The following is a 15,461-nucleotide window of genomic DNA, read 5'->3' as shown; positions in this document are numbered from 1 at the left end:
CATCATGGGACGGCGCGAGAAGGCGACGGTGCATGGCTGGCTCGTGCTCGACAAGCCGGCCGGATTGACCTCCACGGAAGCGGTGTCGCGCGCGCGGCGGCTGTTCGGCACCCGCAAGGCGGGGCACGCCGGAACGCTCGACCCCCTCGCGTCCGGCTGCCTGCCGATCGCGTTCGGCGAGGCGACGAAGACCGTTCCCTACGTGGTCGACGGGGAGAAGGCCTATCGCTTCGCCGTGAAGTGGGGCGAGGAGACCTCGACCGACGACACGGAAGGCGAGATCACCGCGACCTCCGAGCTCCGGCCGACCGACGACGAGATCGACCGTGAGCTGCCGGATTTCATCGGCATCGTCGACCAGGTGCCGCCGCAGTTTTCCGCGGTGAAGGTGGACGGCGCGCGCGCCTACGATCTCGCCCGCGAAGGCGAGGTGCTCGATCTGCGCTCGCGCCAGGTCGAGATCCTCACGCTCGAGCGCACCGGGCCGACCGCCGACGGGGTCACCGAGTTCCATTGCGAATGCGGCAAGGGCACCTACGTAAGGGCCATCGCCCGCGACCTCGGCCGCAAGCTCGGCTGTCGCGGGCACGTCGTCGCGTTGAGACGGCTGAGGGTCGGTCCTTTTGCCGAAAGCGACATGATTTCTCTGGCGCGGCTCGAGGAGTTGCGCCATAGTGCCGGCGGCCAGGAGGACCTGGCCGCTTCCCTCCGACCCGTCGAGACCGCGCTGGACGACATCCCGGCGCTGGCCGTGACGGCATCGGATGCGGCACGGCTGCGAAACGGGCAGTCGGTGCTGCTGCGCGGGCGGGATGCGCCCGTTCTCGAAGGTCTCGTCTATGCGACGTCAGGCGAAAGGCTCGTAGCCCTCGCCGAGGCCGAACGGGGCGAACTGCACCCAAAGCGCGTGTTCAACCTGCCTGGGTAACCCCCGGGCTTTCAATCTTTGGAGATCCCATCGATGTCGGTCACTCCCGAGCGCAAGCAGGAACTGATCAAGGAATTCGCCCGCGGAAACGGCGACACCGGGTCCGCGGACGTGCAGGTCGCGATCCTCACCGAGAGGATCACGAACCTGACCGAGCACTTCAAGTCCCACGCCAAGGACAACCATTCCCGGCGCGGGCTTCTCAAGATGGTCAGCCAGCGCCGTCGCCTGCTCGACTACATCAAGAAGCACGATGAGGGCCGCTACCGCGACCTCATCCAGCGTCTCGGCATCCGCCGCTGACGTGAACTCCTCCGGCGCGGTCGAAAGTCGACCGCGCCGAAACTTTGAGAAGGAGACCTGCCACGCCATGGGGAGGATAGCCGGTTTCTCCGCGCCCGCCGGAGAACCCCGCCATCTTGCCCATGGCTGGTGCTCCTCAAGCCATATGAAGGGCTAGCAATGTTCAAGATTCACAGAGAAGAGATCGAGTGGGCCGGGCGCCCGCTCGTGCTCGAGACCGGCAAGATCGCCCGCCAGGCGAACGGCTCCGTCGTCGCCCAGTACGGCGACACCACGGTTCTGGCCACCGTGGTGGCCGCACCGGAGCCCAAGCCCGGCCTCGATTTCTTTCCCCTGACGGTCCACTACCAGGAGAAGACCTATGCTGCGGGCAAGATCCCCGGCGGCTTCTTCAAGCGTGAGGGGCGGCCGAGCGAGAAGGAGACCCTCACTTCGCGCCTGATCGATCGCCCGATCCGCCCGCTTTTCGTCGACGGCTTCAAGTCCGAGACGCAGGTCATCGCGACGGTCCTGTCGCACGACCTCGAGAACGATCCCGACATCGTCGCCATGGTCGCCGTCTCCGCCGCGCTGACGATTTCCGGCATTCCGTTCCAGGGGCCGATCGGCGCCGCGCGCGTCGGCTATATCGAGGGCGAGTACGTCATCAACCCGGAAGTCGACTCGCTGCCGGAATCCAAGCTCGACCTGATCGTCGCCGGCACCGAAGACGCCGTGATGATGGTGGAGTCCGAGGCCCACGAGCTGTCCGAGGACGTCATGCTCGGCGCCGTCATGGCCGGCCACAAGGGCTTCCAGCCGGTGATCGACGCGATCATCCGCCTGGCCGAGCGCTGCGCCAAGGAGCCGCGCGAGCTGAAGCTGCCCGACACCGAGGCGGTCGAGAAGAAGGTGGCCGAGCTCGCGACCGAGGAGCTGAAGGCGGCCTACGGGATCGCCCAGAAGACCGAGCGCCAGGAGGCCGTGGCGGCCGCCAAGAAGAAGGTCATCGAGGCGCTCTGCCCCGAGGATGGGTCCGGCGAGGACCCCCAGCTCGTCTCCGGCGCGTTCAAGAAGGTCGAGAAGAAGGTCGTCCGCGGCTCGATCATCGAGACCGGTCGCCGGATCGACGGCCGCGACCTCTCGACCGTCCGCGCGATCGAGTCGCAGGTCGGCTTCCTGCCCCGCACCCACGGCTCGGCGCTCTTCACGCGCGGCGAGACCCAGGCGCTCGTCGTCGCCACGCTCGGCACCGGCGAGGACGAGCAGTATGTCGACGCGCTGACGGGGACGTACAAGGAGCGCTTCCTGCTCCACTACAACTTCCCGCCCTACTCGGTGGGTGAGGCCGGCCGCATGGGCACTCCCGGCCGCCGCGAGATCGGCCACGGCAAGCTCGCCTGGCGGGCGATCCGGCCGATGCTTCCGGCGGCGACGGAGTTCCCGTACACGCTGCGCGTCGTCTCCGAGGTGACGGAGTCGAACGGCTCCTCCTCGATGGCGACCGTCTGCGGGACGTCGCTGGCGCTGATGGATGCCGGCGTGCCGCTGAAGGAGTCGGTCGCGGGCATCGCGATGGGCCTGATCCTCGAGGAGGACGGCAAGTTCGCGGTCCTCTCCGACATCCTCGGCGACGAGGACCATCTGGGCGACATGGACTTCAAGGTGGCCGGCACGAAGAACGGCATCACCTCGCTGCAGATGGACATCAAGGTCGCCGGTATCACCGAGGAGATCATGAAGCTGGCCCTGAGCCAGGCTCAGGGCGGCCGCATGCACATCCTCGGCGAGATGGCCAAGGGCATCTCGGGCGCCCGCGCCGAGCTCGGCGAGTTCGCGCCGCGCATCGAGGTCATCACGATCCCCGTCGACAAGATCCGCGATGTGATCGGCTCGGGCGGCAAGGTGATCCGCGAGATCGTCGAGAAGACCGGTGCGAAGATCAATGTCGAGGACGACGGCACGATCAAGGTCGCGTCGGCGGACGGCAAGGCGATCAAGGCGGCGCTCGACTGGATCAAGTCGATCGTGGCGGAGCCCGAGATCGGCGAGATCTACCGCGGCAAGGTCGTGAAGACGGTCGATTTCGGCGCCTTCGTGAACTTCTTCGGCGCCCGCGACGGCCTCGTGCACATCTCGCAGCTCTCCACCGGCCGGCCGCAGAAGACGACGGACGTCGTCAAGGAAGGCGACGAGGTCTACGTCAAGCTCATGGGCTTCGACGAGCGCGGCAAGGTCCGCCTCTCGATGAAGGTCGTGAACCAGGAGACCGGCGAGGAGGTCAAGCCGGGCGAGGAAGCGGCCGAGTGATCGCTCGCCGCTGACGCCCGCGCCTGGTCGCGCGAATTCCGGGCCCGGAGGCGACTCCGGGCCCGATTTCTTTGAGGGAGCCTCTCTCCCGAGGCCTCAGGACTCGCGGGGCAAGAAGCCCTCGATCAGCTCCGCGATCCGCTCCGGCTGATCCTCGAGGGCGAAATGGCCGCAGTCCTCGAGTACGTGCAGCACCGAGCCGGGGACGTCGGCGTTCAGCCGCCTGCCATAGTCGACATGCTGCCAGGCGTCGTCGGCGCCCCATATGAACTGGACCGGCATCGCCCCCAGCTCGTGGAGGCGGCCGACGATCTCCATCGTGTGACGAGCGTCGTAGTGGCGCATCTGGTGCTGCACGAGGCTCGCCTGGCCGATCGGCCCCGAGATCATCGCGAGATAGGCCTCGAGCGTTGCCTCCGGCATCGTCTCCCCCTCCCGGACGGCCGTTCGCAGCCATTCCGCGAAGTGCACCCGGTGGCGATCCTCCGGCGCCTCCCGGATCGCATCGAGGCCATCGGCGATCTGCCGGCGCGTCCGCGGCGAGGGCCAGCTGTCGTAGCTGACCGTGTCGATGATCGTCAGGCTGCGCACGCGTTCCGGGTGGAACACGCCGAGCCGCATGGCGATCGCGCCGCCGATATCGGTGCCCACGATGTCGACGCGCTCGAGCCCCCAATGGTCCAGAAGCTCGAGGAGAATGGGCACCTGGGCCGAGACCGATGTGTCCACCAGGGGATCGAGCGGCCGCTCGGAGTGTCCGTAGCCCAGCAGGTCGAAGAGATACGGGCGAAAGCCCGCTCCGGTCAGCTTCGGCAAGACCTTGCGCCAGGCGTAGGAGAAGGACGGCGTGCCGTGGATCAGCACGAGCGGGTGGCCGCTTCCGTGAACCCCGTGCGCGATGCGCTGACGGCCTATCAGAGCGTCTTCAGGTACGAGAGTTCTCATCACCACCTCCTTGGCTATTGAGGGATTGTGCTCCCGCGCCCGACATGACATCAAATGACAATCTGCCCGTGTTGCATGACGAACTGTCATGTTCGCGTCGATGACGAGCATCAGGAGAAACCCCTGCGGTTGGACGTGGAGTCACTGAGGGCCTTGATCACGCTGCGCGACGCGGGTGGTTTCGCCGCCGCCGCGGCCCGGCTGCATCTCACGCAACCGGCGGTCAGCCACAGGTTGAGGCGGCTCGAGGTGGCGATCGGGCAGACGCTCGTGCTCCGTGGCCATGGTCCCCTGTCGCTGACGGGGGCGGGTGCGGACCTCGCCGGCTATGCGGAGCGCATCGTCGCCCTCCACGACGAGGCGGTGCAGAGCCTCCAACGCGGCGCCTATAGCGGCGTCGTGGAACTCGGCCTCACAGAAGCGATCGTCAGCGGGGATCTGGCGGGCGTCCTAGGCCAGTACCGGCGGCTCTATCCCCAGGTCGACGTGCGGTGCCGCGTCGACACGAGCAAGCTGCTCGCGCAGGGGCTGCGCGAGGGTCGCTTCGACCTGGCTCTCCTGCAGGCATTCACGGATCGTCTCGAGCCGGGGGATGAGACCCTGTGGGAGGAGCGCCTCGTGTGGGTCGCTTCCGCCGATTCCCCGGGAGGCGTCCAGGACGAGATCCCCTACGTCTCGTTCGACCGCGAGTGCTTCTATCGCGACTGGGCCGAGACCACCCTGCGCGAGACGGGCCGGCGCCTCGAGGTCGTTCTGGAGTGCGGCAGCCTCGCTGGCGCGACGTCTGCCGTGCAAGCGGGGCTCGGCATATCGCTTCTGCCGGAGAGCAAGGTGACGCCGGCCATGCGCGAAGTGTCGGAACTCCCGCGGGCCGTCACCGTCTCGACCGTCATCCGTAGCGCCGCCGACGTGCCGCCGGAGCAGGTTGCGGGCCTGCGGAAGCTGTGCCGGACGATCACGCGCTGAGCCGCCCTCCGCGGAGGAGGCGCGCTCACTCGGCCGCTTTCAGCTCCTGTTGCACGGCCTCCGAGCGCAGATGCTCGGGCTTCGGCATCGAGAGGACGTGGTAGCCCGAATCCACGAAGTGGACCTCTCCCGTCACGCCGCCGGAAAGCGGCGAGAGGAGGTAGAGCGCCGCGCCGCCGACATCGTCGAGCGAGGTGGCGCGCCGCAGCGGCGCGTGCTGGCGGTGGTAGGTGTACATCGTGCGCGCGTCGGTGATGCCCGCGCCGGCGAGCGTCCGGACGGGTCCGGCGGAGATCGCGTTCACACGCACGCCGTTCGGCCCGAAATCCGAGGCGAGGTAGCGGACGCTCGCCTCCAGTCCGGCCTTCGCGACGCCCATCACGTTGTAGTTCGGCATGACGCGTGTCGAGCCGGCGTATGTCAGGGTGAGGAGCGAGCCGCCGGGGTTCATGATCTCGACCGCCCGCTTCGAGATCTCCGTGAAGGAGAAGCAGGAAATCAGCATCGTGCGGACGAAGTTCTCGCGCGTCGTGTCGGCGTAGCGCCCCTTCAGCTCCGACTTGTCGGAGAAGGCGATGGCGTGGACGACGAAGTCGATCGAGCCCCATTCCTCCTTGAGAGTGGCGAAGAGGTTGTCGACCGTGCCGATATCCTCGACGTCGCACGGAACGAGAATCTTCGCCCCGACCGATTCGGCCAGCGGCCTGACGCGGCGGCCGAACGCCTCGCCCTGATAGGTGAAGGCGATCTCCGCGCCGTGCTCGGCCAGCGTCTTCGCGATCCCCCAGGCGATGGAGTTGTGGTTGGCCACCCCCATCACGACGCCGCGGCGACCTTCCATCAGTCGTTCAGCCATAGCGACCTCCAATACGCCGCACGATCAGCCGTCGAGGCGGCCGAACACAAGGCTGGCATTCGTCCCGCCGAAGCCGAAGCTGTTCGACAGGACGGTGTTGATCTCGGCATTGTCCCGACGCTCGCGCACGATCGGAACGTCCGCGAAGGCCGGGTCCAGTTCCTGGATATTGGCTGATTCGCAGATGAAGCCGTGCTGCATCATGAGCAGAGAGTAGATCGCCTCCTGCACACCGGCCGCTCCGAGGGAGTGGCCGGTCAGCGACTTCGTCGCCGAGATCGGCGGACAGGACTCGCCGGCGCCGAAGATGTTGCGGATCGCCTCGATCTCGACCCCGTCGCCCACCTTGGTGGAGGTCGCATGAGGGTTGATGTAGTCGATCTTGCGGCCATTCAGCGTCGCAAGCGCCTGGCGCATGCACCGCTCGCCACCCTCTCCGGACGGCGCGACCATGTCGTAGCCGTCGGAGGTCGCGCCATAACCCAGGAGCTCGGCGTAGATTCTCGCGCCGCGCGCCTTCGCGTGCTCGAGCTCCTCGACGACGAGGACGCCCGCCCCGCCGGCGATCACGAACCCGTCGCGATTGGCGTCATAGGCCCGGCTCGCCGTCGCCGGCGTGTCGTTGAAGTGCGAGGACATCGCGCCCATCGCATCGAACAGCATCGAGAGGCTCCAGTGGAGCTCCTCGCAGCCGCCGGCGAAGACGATGTCCTGCTTGCCCAAATGGATCTGCTCGGCCGCGTTGCCGATACAGTGCGAGGACGTCGCGCAGGCGGATGAGATCGAGTAGTTGACGCCGCGGATCCCGAACCAGGTCGCGAGGGTCGCGGACGCCGTCGACGACATCGCCTTGGGGACGGCGAAGGGGCCGATGCGCTTGGGGCTGCCCTTCTCCTGCACGATGTCGGCGGCCTCGACGATCGTGCGGGTGGAGGGGCCGCCCGAGCCCATGATGATGCCGGTCCGGTCGTTCTTCACGTCGCCGTCTTCGAGGCCGGCGTCCGCGATCGCCTGCTCCATCGCGACATGGTTCCACGCGGTGCCCCCGCCGTGAAACCTCAGCGCCCGGCGGTCCACGCCATCGGCCGCATCCGCCGCCGGAGCGCCGTGCACCTGCGAGCGAAAGCCGCGCTGAGCGTAGTCCTCCGCGAACACGATTCCGGATCTGGCTTCGCGCAGCGATGCGGTGACCTCGTCGGCCGTCTTGCCGATGCTCGACACGATGCCAATGCCAGTCACGACGACACGTCTCATCGAAGGGTCTTTCTCCACTGGGCCGGGCGTTCCTGCTGCGATGGCGGCGACTGCCGCCTCAGACCTTCATCTCCGCCGATTCCGGCGTGAACAGGCCGACCCGGAGGTCCAGCGCCCGATAGATTTCATCTCCGTCGACCTTCAGCCAGCCGTCGGCGACGCCGAGCGTCAGCTTGCGGCGGATCACGCGCTTGAGGTCGACGCCGTACTCGACGCGCTTGGCGCTCGGAAGCACCATACCGGAGAACTTGACTTCCCCGACACCGAGCGCGCGACCCTGGCCCTTGCCGCCTCCCCAGCCGAGGAAGAAGCCGACCATCTGCCAGAGCGCATCGAGCCCGAGACAGCCGGGCATCACCGGATCGCCCTTGAAGTGGCAGGGAAAGAACCAGAGGTCGGGGCGGATGGCGAGCTCCGCGCGAACCAGACCCTTGTCGTGAGGGCCGCCCTCCTCGGAAATCTCGGAGATGCGGTCGAACATCAGCATGGGCGGCAGCGGCAGCTGGGCGTTGCCCGGCCCGAACAATTCACCACGACCGCAGGCGAGAAGCTCTTCATATTCGTAGCTGGATTGCCTCTCGTTCATTCCCTTTTCCCTTGCGGTCCCTTCTGCTGTCTCCGGAGGAAAGACACCTGATCTCTCGTCCGGGAGGTGTTGGGGGTTGGGCCTGCGCTGCAGCGGCGGGCGCGGTTAGGTAACACAGCCGTTCCCGTGTCGAAAGAGGGCGGGCGGGCCCGGAGTCAAGGGCGAGGTGCCGCTTGCCGCAGCGAGTGGGGATGCATATATTCCTGCCGCATAAGCATTTTCTTCATGCTGGCCTCTCGTATGACCTTGAGGAAGGCCGCATGCGGCGAGGTTTCGAGACTTGACGCGGCCAGACCACACCGACATCACGACGCTTCTGCGCGAGGCAGGGCTGCGGCCGACGCGGCAGCGGCAGGCGCTCGCCAGCCTCCTGTTCACCGGCGAGGACCACCACGTCAGCGCCGAGGAACTGCACGAGCGCGCGGTGCGGGCACAGGTGCCGGTCTCGCTCGCGACCGTCTACAACACGTTGCACCAGTTCACGCGGGCCGGGCTCCTGCGCGAGGTCGCCGTCGACGGCACGAAGTCCTACTTCGACACCGACACGTCCGACCATCACCATTTCTACGTCGAGGACGACAACCACCTCATGGACATCGAGGGGGGGCAGATCAGCGTCAGCGGCGTGCCCGACGCGCCCGACGGCATGGAGGTCACCTTCGTCGATGTCGTGGTGCGCCTGCGGCGTTCGAAGGACGTCCCCGGCGCGAGAGCGCCCGAGGCCGGCGAGGACGACTGAGCCTCAGGGCCTGATCGTTTCTCCGGGATAGACGCCCCACAGGCGCTCCTGCTCGATCCATCCCTCGACGTCCTGCACCCTGACCCGGCACCAGCTGCCGTCGCATTCGCGCACGTCGACGAGCACGTTCGGCTCGAGGATCGCCGTCGGCTTCGCGGTGTTGCTGGCGGAGCGGTGAAGCTCGGCGCGGGTCTCCTTGTCCCTGATCCAGGGTGTGATCAGTGCCGTGCGGCGCCCGGAAAGGAGCGAGTGGAACACCCAGCCCTCGTCGCCCTCGCTGTCGCGGATCCGGCGCCAGTTGTCGTACTCCGCCACGATCTCGACGGGCAGGCCCTCGCGATTGTAGATCCACTCGACCTGATAGTCCTGGCCCGGCCCGCCGCGAAGGTTGATGCGATCCGATTTCAGGCTCACGAAGCGCGGCAGCGGCAGCCCGCTCGGACCGGTGCGCATGCCATCCTGGGCCGCGGCAGGCACAGCGGGGAGTGCGAGCACCGCCGCCACCAGGGCGGCGAGGATCAGTCGTGTGACGCGGCTTGACATCGTTCCCGTCTCTGCCGTGCGGGTGCGATGGATCCAGTTCGTCCTGGATGCCGCGCCCCCGCTGCGGCGGTCATTTGCGTTCGGATTCCGGTCTGCTAAGGAGTAGCGGTACGCGTGCCTGAACATCGAGGCCACATAAGCGCGAGTAGGGTAAACGGTGTGTGAACAGCGGGAAGAGGCGCGGCGCTGATGTCTAAGACGAGGCCGGTGGTCATCGTGACGCGCAAGCTGCCGGACGTCGTGGAGACCCGCATGCGGGAGCTCTTCGACACGCGGCTGAACATCGAGGATCGCCCGCTCACGCAGGATGAGCTGATCGAGGCGGCGGGGCAGGCGGACGTGCTCGTGCCGACGGTCACCGACCGCATCGACGCCGCGGTGCTCCGGCACGCGGGGCCCCGGCTCAAGCTCATCGCGAACTACGGCAACGGCGTCGACAATATCGACGTCGAGACCGCGAACAACCAGGGCGTCACCGTCACCAACACCCCCGGCGTCCTCACGGAGGACACGGCCGACATGACGATGGCGCTGATGCTGGCCGTCCCGCGGCGCCTCGCGGAGGGCATGCGCGTCCTCGAGGAGGGCAAGTGGAAGGGCTGGGCGCCCAACTGGATGCTCGGCCACCGCATCAACGGCAAGCGTCTCGGCATCATCGGGATGGGGCGAATCGGCCAGGCCGTCGCGCGGCGCGCCCGCGGCTTCGGGATGCAGATCCATTATCACAACCGGCGCCGGGTGGCGGCCGAAACCGAGGAGGAGCTCGAGGCGACGTACTGGGACAGCCTCGACCAGATGCTCGCCCGGATGGACGTGATCTCGATCCACTGTCCGCACACACCGGCGACCTATCATCTCCTGTCGGCGCGGCGGCTGAAATTGCTGCGGCCGGAAGCCTACGTGGTCAACACGGCGCGCGGCGAGGTGATCGACGAGAACGCGCTCGCGCGCATGATCGAGGCGGGGGAGCTCGCCGGCGCGGGGCTCGACGTCTTCGAGCACGAGCCGTCGGTGAACCCGAAGCTCCTGAAGAACGAGCGGGTGGTTCTCCTGCCGCACATGGGTTCCGCCACGATCGAGGGGCGCATCGACATGGGCGAGAAGGTCATCATCAACATCAAGACCTTCGCCGACGGCCACCGCCCGCCGAACCGCATCCTGCCCTCGATGCTGTGAGCGGGCGATGAGCCGAAGGCGCCGCCGGTTCACGGGTGCGCGCGCCCGGATCGCGAACCTCGTCGACCGCATCCGGGAAAGCTACTGGTTCTGGCCGGCGGCGTTGTCGCTCGCGGCGGTCTCGACCGCCTTCGTCGCGGCCTATCTCGACGCGACGGGCGACTACGACGCGCTGGCCCGGCTCGGCCTCGCGGAAACGGTCGGCGCCGACAGCGCCCGCGCCGTGCTCACGACCGTCGCCACCGCGATGCTGAGCGTCGCCGGCGTGTCCTTCTCGATCCTCGTTGCCGCCTTCGTGTTCGCGTCGGGCCAGTTCGGGCCCCGGATTCTCTCGAACTTCATGCGCGACCGTGCGAACCAGGTCGTCCTCGGCATTTTCTCCTCGACCTTCCTCTACTGCGTGCTCGTGCTTCGCCTGGTCGGGGAGGACTCCGTGCCCGGCCTGTCCGTGCTGATCGCTCTGGCTTCCGCGGTCGCCTGCGTGATGGCGCTCCTGTTCTTCTTCCACCACGCGCCGGAATCGATCCGGCTCATGAGGATCGTCTCCGACACGGGGAACCAGCTCCTGAAGGAGATCGCCGGTCTCTTCCCGGAGGACACGCAGGAGCAGGAGGATGCGCCGGATCGCGAGAGGGCCGCAGAGGCGGCCCAAGGCGAACCTCTGCCGGTGCCCTCACCGGTGAACGGCTACGTGCGCTTCGTCGATCACGGCTACCTGCTCGATCTCGCGCGCGACGAGGATCTCGTCATCCGGCTCGACCGACGCTCCGGCGACTACGTCGTGAAGGGACGGCCGCTCGCCTGGGTGTGGCCCGCCGGCAGGGCAGACGAGGCGATCCCCGAGGAAATCTGCGGGTGCTTCTCGATCGGCACGAACCGCACGCCGGCCCAGGACGTCGAATTCCTGTTCGAGCTCCTGATGGACGTCGCCTCGCGGGCCCTCTCGCCCGGCATCAACGACCCCCGCACCGCGATGATCTGCCTCGACTGGATCACTTCGGGCCTGTCGCGTGCGCTGAGGGGCAAGCCGCGACCGGCGGTGCGCTGCGACGCCGAGGGGCGGCCCCGCCTCATCCTGCGCGCGCGGGGCTTCCAGCACCTGCTCGAGCATGCGTTCGGGCGGCTTCGGCCATACTTCCAGCGGGATCCGGCCGCGGCGCTGCACATGATGGCCCGCATCGGCGGGCTCGTGCTCGACAGCCGGGACCGGAAGAACACCGATCTCCTGATGAAGATGGCGCGCGACCTGCTCGACGGCGCGGAGCAGGAGGTCGCCCTGGAGGTCGACAGGCGGAAGATCCGCGAGAGGTTCGAGATCATCTCGCAGGCGGCGCGGGGGGAACTTTCGATGTTCGAGGCACGCGGCCGGCACCCCTGGCTATGAGCGCGGGCGAGAGCTTGCGAAACCCGCCTCCCGCACCGATATCGGATGAACAACGTCCGTTCGATCGAGGGAGTGCCGGAATGGCCAATGTCGACTCCGCCCACACGAGGGCGATGATGGAGTACAACGCGCGCGCCAAGTCGACGGCGCTCGGCTACATCCTGTGGTTCTTCCTCGGCTTCCTCGGCGCCCACCGACTCTATGGCGGCCGCGTCGGCACCGGAATCCTGCAGATCCTGCTGCACGGCCTCGGCTGGCTCACCGCCCCGATCGTCATCGGCTACCTCTTCCTCGGGCTCTGGGGCCTCTGGTGGCTGGTCGACGCCTTCCTGATCCCGGGCTGGATTCGCGACTACAATCTCGACGTCGCGCGAAGGGTGGGGGCCTGAGGCCGGCCCTCAGCCGAACTCGATCGTCTCGAAGCGCATCGACAGCGCGTCGACCAGGAGCAGGCGGCCGGCGAGCACGTCGCCGGTGCCGGTGACGAGCTTGATGGCTTCCATAGCCTGGATCGAGCCGATGACGCCGGTGAGCGCGCCGAGGATGCCCGCCTCGGCGCAACTCGGCACCGTTCCCTCCGGCGGTGGCGCGGGGAAGAGGTCGCGGTAGGACGGCAGCTTGCGGCCATCGCGCTCGGCGAAGGGCAGGAGCGTCGTGACCGATCCGTCGAAGCGGCCTACCGCGCCCGTCACCAGGGCCACGCCCTCGGCCTCGCAGGCGTCGGCGACGCAATAGCGCGTCGCGAAGTTGTCCGACCCGTCGATCACGACGTCATGGCCGCGCACGAGGGCGCGGGCGTTTTCGCCGCTGAGCCGCGTGTCGTGAAGCTCGACCTTCACGTGCGGGTTGACGCGCCCGATCGCGTGCCGTGCGCTTTCCACCTTCTTCGCCCCTACCTGGTCCGTGTCGTGGATGATCTGGCGCTGCAGGTTCGACAGCGACACGGTGTCGTCGTCGACGATGCCGAGGGTGCCGACGCCTGCCGCCGCGAGGTACATGAGGACCGGGGCGCCGAGGCCCCCCGCGCCGATCACGAGGACGCGCGCCTTCTTCAGCTTCTGCTGGCCCGTTCCGCCGACCTCCGGCAGGACGAGATGGCGGGCGTAGCGCTCGATTTCCTCCGACGTCAGTTCCATGTCCCGTTCCGGCTCTCCGTGGAAGGCTCCTGCCCCCGCCCGCGCGCTCATCCCTCGTCGGTGCCCGTGCCGACAGCGTCGGGGCACGTTTCCGCGATCGTGCGCGCCAGCGGCTCACCTACCAGATGCGGACCCTGCTCGAGGCCGACAAAGGCCTCCCGCCTCACCGGCGTGTCGCAGATCCCCGTGATCTCGCAGGCATAGGAGACGCGCGCGTCGCGCAGCTCGACCCCCCGTCCGAAGCGGCAGGTCACGTTGACCCCCTCAAGCATGCCCTCGATCATGACGACCTCCGCGGCGAGCCCGCGCACCATCTCCTCGACCCGGACGGGAGCGTAGACGTACCACAGGAACGCGCCGCCGAGGGCGAGCGGTGGCAGCGCGACCGCCGCCAGCAGCGCGAGCGGCGCCGTCGGCCGGGAGGGCCTGCTCACTCCGGCAGCCTTCCCGTGACCGCGATGAAGCGTCGGTCCGGGCCCTCGAAGCCCGGCGTGAACACGCTGATCAGCACGGCGAGCCGATCGGGGGGAAAGTCCGGCACGACGATCTCGCTGAGCCGGTACGTGATCGGGCAGCCGCGCGAGGCGGGAACCGGCCCAGCGTCCTCGTGCAGGACCACGGATCCGCCACCCTTCTCGAGGCCGTCCACCGTGAGGCGGAAGCCCATGGGACGATCGCCGATATAGGTGATGCAGTCCGCCGCCTGGGTCTCGGCATGGAAGAGGTCGAGACGGGCGGCGTAGGTCCGGTCGGGATCGGCGAGCGGGTTCGAGGGGATCAGCGGTGCGAAGAGGAGCTCCGTCGGGCTCTGTTCGAATTCGCCCAGCGGCGAATGTGCGAGCGTCACGAAACGTGCGTCCCCCAGCTCCTCTCCGACGACCTCCTCGAGCCTCGTCTCGGCCTGCCGGCGCGCGTCCTCCAGGCCCGCGCCATCCTCCTCGAGGCGCACGCGGATGGGCGTGCCGGCGACCCAGGAATCCGTGTCGGTGTCGACGACGTAGATGTTCGAGTACGGGAAGCCGGAGCCGTCCTGGACGCCGAACTCCTCGAAGGCGAAGAGACGGCCCTCCTCCGCGAAGCCGATGATGCGCCTCTCCGCGGTGTCGCCCGCCGCCGCGGGGGGAATGGCCCATGCGGCGGCGAGCAAGACGGCGATTGCGATCCTCATCTGCGGCCCTCCCTTGTCCCGTCACTCTAGCAGGGGACGGGGCGCATGTGAGGGGCGGTGGTCAGAGGCCGTCGAAGAGGGCCGTCGACAGGTAGCGCTCGGCGAAGGAGGGGATGATGATGACGACGTTCTTGCCGACCCAGTCCTCGCCCCGGGTCGCCTTGACGGCGGCGGCGACCGCGGCACCCGACGAGATGCCGACGGGAATGCCCTCGAGCCGGGCGATCTGGCGCGCCATCTCGAAGCTCTCTTCGTTCGAGACCTGGACGATCTCGTCGATCACGGATCGGTCGAGAATTTCGGGCACGAAGCCCGCGCCGATGCCCTGGATCTTGTGCGGGCCGGGCTGGCCGCCGGAGAGGATCGGGCTCGCCTCGGGCTCGACGGCGATGATCCTGAGCTGGGGCCTGCGGGGCTTCAGCACCTGGCCGACGCCGGTGATCGTGCCGCCCGTGCCGATGCCGGAGACGAAGCCGTCGATCTCGCCCCCAGTGTCCGCCCAGATCTCCTCGGCCGTCGTCCGGCGGTGGATCTCGGGGTTCGCGGGGTTCGCGAATTGCTGCGGCATGACGGAGTTCGGAATCTCGCCCAGGAGCTCCTCGGCGCGCGCGACCGCGCCCTTCATGCCCTTGGGACCCTCCGTGAGCACGAGCTCCGCGCCCAAGAGCGCCAGCATCTTGCGGCGTTCCATCGACATGGTCTCGGGCATCACCAGGATGAGCCGGTAGCCCTTCGAGGCCGCGACGAAGGCGAGCGCGATGCCGGTGTTGCCGGAGGTGGGCTCGACGAGGACGGTGTCCTTGCCGATCTTGCCCTCGCGCTCGAGCGCCTCGATCATCGAGACGCCGATGCGGTCCTTCACGCTGGAGATCGGGTTGAAGAACTCGAGCTTGGCAAGGATGTTCGCCCTCACGCCATGCTCTTCCGCGATGCGCTTCAGGCGTACGATCGGCGTGTTTCCGATCGTTTCCGTGATCGAATCGAAGATGCGGCCGCGGCTCGGCGTCTCGCTCATGTCGGAGCTCCTGATGTCTCTCTTGGCTCACGGCCCTGACGAGTTGTCCGGCCGATCGAGAGCGTAAGGTAAGGCGAGCGTCGTCCGCTGACGAGGGCGTTGACGTGCGATTGCCGGCTGGTGACGGCAACGGGCTTGCCGTAGACGGCCGGCGCCGGAGAACGCCTTTCCCT

At 67.9% G+C, this 15,461-nt stretch carries 17 protein-coding genes; 8 read left to right on the top strand and 9 right to left on the bottom strand.

Features of this window, described 5'->3' with window-relative positions:
• Positions 1–4: 4 nt before the first annotated feature.
• The 3 genes from truB (at position 5) to pnp (ending at position 3,520) form a co-directional block, all read left to right on the top strand.
• Positions 5–928: a tRNA pseudouridine(55) synthase TruB gene (gene truB, locus N177_RS05880; RefSeq protein WP_023431346.1), complete on the top strand. Its 924-nt coding sequence runs from the start codon at positions 5–7 to the stop codon at positions 926–928.
• 33 nt (positions 929–961) lie between these two features.
• Positions 962–1,231, top strand: a complete 270-nt coding sequence (gene rpsO, locus N177_RS05875; RefSeq protein WP_023431345.1) for a 30S ribosomal protein S15 — start codon at positions 962–964, stop codon at positions 1,229–1,231.
• 159 nt (positions 1,232–1,390) lie between these two features.
• Complete coding sequence (gene pnp, locus N177_RS05870) at positions 1,391–3,520, top strand: polyribonucleotide nucleotidyltransferase (RefSeq protein ID WP_023431344.1); 2,130 nt, start codon at positions 1,391–1,393, stop codon at positions 3,518–3,520.
• Positions 3,521–3,616: 96 nt separating this feature from the next.
• Here pnp and N177_RS05865 read toward each other — a convergent pair whose 3' ends face one another.
• Positions 3,617–4,465: an alpha/beta fold hydrolase gene (locus tag N177_RS05865; protein ID WP_040485234.1), complete on the bottom strand. Its 849-nt coding sequence runs from the start codon at positions 4,463–4,465 to the stop codon at positions 3,617–3,619.
• A 135-nt stretch (positions 4,466–4,600) separates the two neighbouring features.
• Here N177_RS05865 and N177_RS05860 point away from each other — a divergent pair, with 135 nt between their 5' ends.
• Complete coding sequence (locus tag N177_RS05860; RefSeq protein WP_244444242.1) at positions 4,601–5,431, top strand: LysR family transcriptional regulator; 831 nt, start codon at positions 4,601–4,603, stop codon at positions 5,429–5,431.
• A 25-nt stretch (positions 5,432–5,456) separates the two neighbouring features.
• Here the strand turns inward: N177_RS05860 and fabI are convergent, their stop codons facing one another.
• Genes fabI through fabA form a run of 3 tightly spaced genes read right to left on the bottom strand, consistent with a single transcriptional unit; the run spans position 5,457 to position 8,127 of the window.
• Positions 5,457–6,287: an enoyl-ACP reductase FabI gene (gene fabI / locus N177_RS05855; protein WP_023431340.1), complete on the bottom strand. Its 831-nt coding sequence runs from the start codon at positions 6,285–6,287 to the stop codon at positions 5,457–5,459.
• 24 nt (positions 6,288–6,311) lie between these two features.
• Positions 6,312–7,541 carry a beta-ketoacyl-ACP synthase I gene (fabB, locus tag N177_RS05850; protein WP_040485233.1) on the bottom strand — a complete coding sequence of 410 codons (1,230 nt, stop codon included), beginning with the start codon at positions 7,539–7,541 and terminating at the stop codon, positions 6,312–6,314.
• 58 nt (positions 7,542–7,599) lie between these two features.
• Positions 7,600–8,127 carry a 3-hydroxyacyl-[acyl-carrier-protein] dehydratase FabA gene (gene fabA / locus N177_RS05845; RefSeq protein WP_023431338.1) on the bottom strand — a complete coding sequence of 176 codons (528 nt, stop codon included), beginning with the start codon at positions 8,125–8,127 and terminating at the stop codon, positions 7,600–7,602.
• A 280-nt stretch (positions 8,128–8,407) separates the two neighbouring features.
• Here fabA and irrA point away from each other — a divergent pair, with 280 nt between their 5' ends.
• Entirely contained in the window at positions 8,408–8,866 is a 459-nt protein-coding gene (gene irrA / locus N177_RS05840) for an iron response transcriptional regulator IrrA (protein WP_023431337.1), read from the top strand.
• Between the two features lie 3 nt (positions 8,867–8,869).
• Here irrA and N177_RS05835 read toward each other — a convergent pair whose 3' ends face one another.
• Entirely contained in the window at positions 8,870–9,409 is a 540-nt protein-coding gene (locus N177_RS05835; protein ID WP_081718393.1) for an SH3 domain-containing protein, read from the bottom strand.
• Positions 9,410–9,598: 189 nt separating this feature from the next.
• Here N177_RS05835 and N177_RS05830 point away from each other — a divergent pair, with 189 nt between their 5' ends.
• From N177_RS05830 to N177_RS05820, 3 genes are all read left to right on the top strand, one after another.
• A complete protein-coding gene (locus N177_RS05830; RefSeq protein WP_040485232.1) occupies positions 9,599–10,585 on the top strand; it encodes a 2-hydroxyacid dehydrogenase in 987 nt (328 codons plus the stop codon).
• Positions 10,586–10,592: 7 nt separating this feature from the next.
• The gene (locus tag N177_RS05825) at positions 10,593–11,969 is read left to right on the top strand and encodes a DUF2254 domain-containing protein (RefSeq protein ID WP_023431334.1); all 1,377 of its coding nucleotides are present in this window, start codon (positions 10,593–10,595) and stop codon (positions 11,967–11,969) included.
• A gap of 80 nt (positions 11,970–12,049) precedes the next feature.
• Positions 12,050–12,358, top strand: coding sequence for a TM2 domain-containing protein (locus N177_RS05820; RefSeq protein WP_023431333.1), 309 nt, complete (start codon positions 12,050–12,052; stop codon positions 12,356–12,358).
• Positions 12,359–12,367: 9 nt separating this feature from the next.
• On the opposite strand, the gene N177_RS05815 is transcribed toward N177_RS05820, so the two are convergent.
• The 4 genes from N177_RS05815 to cysK all read right to left on the bottom strand — a co-directional run bounded on the left by N177_RS05815 (position 12,368) and on the right by cysK (position 15,288).
• Positions 12,368–13,105 carry a molybdopterin-synthase adenylyltransferase MoeB gene (locus tag N177_RS05815; RefSeq protein WP_023431332.1) on the bottom strand — a complete coding sequence of 246 codons (738 nt, stop codon included), beginning with the start codon at positions 13,103–13,105 and terminating at the stop codon, positions 12,368–12,370.
• Positions 13,106–13,152: 47 nt separating this feature from the next.
• Positions 13,153–13,539 (bottom strand): hypothetical protein, encoded by a 387-nt coding sequence (locus N177_RS05810; protein ID WP_023431331.1) that lies wholly within the window; start codon positions 13,537–13,539, stop codon positions 13,153–13,155.
• Positions 13,536–14,273 carry a DUF2259 domain-containing protein gene (locus tag N177_RS05805; RefSeq protein ID WP_023431330.1) on the bottom strand — a complete coding sequence of 246 codons (738 nt, stop codon included), beginning with the start codon at positions 14,271–14,273 and terminating at the stop codon, positions 13,536–13,538. The genes N177_RS05810 and N177_RS05805 overlap by 4 nt, the downstream gene beginning before the upstream one ends.
• 61 nt (positions 14,274–14,334) lie before the next feature.
• Positions 14,335–15,288 carry a cysteine synthase A gene (gene cysK, locus N177_RS05800; protein WP_023431329.1) on the bottom strand — a complete coding sequence of 318 codons (954 nt, stop codon included), beginning with the start codon at positions 15,286–15,288 and terminating at the stop codon, positions 14,335–14,337.
• Positions 15,289–15,461: the final 173 nt, after the last annotated feature.

The sequence above is a fragment of the Lutibaculum baratangense AMV1 genome (assembly GCF_000496075.1).
Taxonomy (GTDB): Bacteria; Pseudomonadota; Alphaproteobacteria; order Rhizobiales; family Tepidamorphaceae; genus Lutibaculum; species Lutibaculum baratangense.
This window is presented reverse-complemented; position numbering and strand designations above follow the sequence as displayed.

Excerpts from the sequence above, each read along its gene's own strand:
- N177_RS05865 (WP_040485234.1), bottom strand. The coding sequence starts at position 4,465 with ATGAGAACTCTCGTACCTGAAGACGCTCTGATAGGCCGTCAGCGCATC.
- truB (WP_023431346.1), top strand. The coding sequence starts at position 5 with ATGGGACGGCGCGAGAAGGCGACGGTGCATGGCTGGCTCGTGCTCGAC.
- N177_RS05835 (WP_081718393.1), bottom strand. The coding sequence starts at position 9,409 with ATGTCAAGCCGCGTCACACGACTGATCCTCGCCGCCCTGGTGGCGGCG.
- N177_RS05805 (WP_023431330.1), bottom strand. The coding sequence starts at position 14,273 with ATGAGGATCGCAATCGCCGTCTTGCTCGCCGCCGCATGGGCCATTCCC.
- cysK (WP_023431329.1), bottom strand. The coding sequence starts at position 15,288 with ATGAGCGAGACGCCGAGCCGCGGCCGCATCTTCGATTCGATCACGGAA.
- fabA (WP_023431338.1), bottom strand. The coding sequence starts at position 8,127 with ATGAACGAGAGGCAATCCAGCTACGAATATGAAGAGCTTCTCGCCTGC.
- N177_RS05825 (WP_023431334.1), top strand. The coding sequence starts at position 10,593 with ATGAGCCGAAGGCGCCGCCGGTTCACGGGTGCGCGCGCCCGGATCGCG.
- N177_RS05815 (WP_023431332.1), bottom strand. The coding sequence starts at position 13,105 with ATGGAACTGACGTCGGAGGAAATCGAGCGCTACGCCCGCCATCTCGTC.
- fabB (WP_040485233.1), bottom strand. The coding sequence starts at position 7,541 with ATGAGACGTGTCGTCGTGACTGGCATTGGCATCGTGTCGAGCATCGGC.
- rpsO (WP_023431345.1), top strand. The coding sequence starts at position 962 with ATGTCGGTCACTCCCGAGCGCAAGCAGGAACTGATCAAGGAATTCGCC.
- pnp (WP_023431344.1), top strand. The coding sequence starts at position 1,391 with ATGTTCAAGATTCACAGAGAAGAGATCGAGTGGGCCGGGCGCCCGCTC.
- fabI (WP_023431340.1), bottom strand. The coding sequence starts at position 6,287 with ATGGCTGAACGACTGATGGAAGGTCGCCGCGGCGTCGTGATGGGGGTG.
- N177_RS05830 (WP_040485232.1), top strand. The coding sequence starts at position 9,599 with ATGTCTAAGACGAGGCCGGTGGTCATCGTGACGCGCAAGCTGCCGGAC.
- N177_RS05820 (WP_023431333.1), top strand. The coding sequence starts at position 12,050 with ATGGCCAATGTCGACTCCGCCCACACGAGGGCGATGATGGAGTACAAC.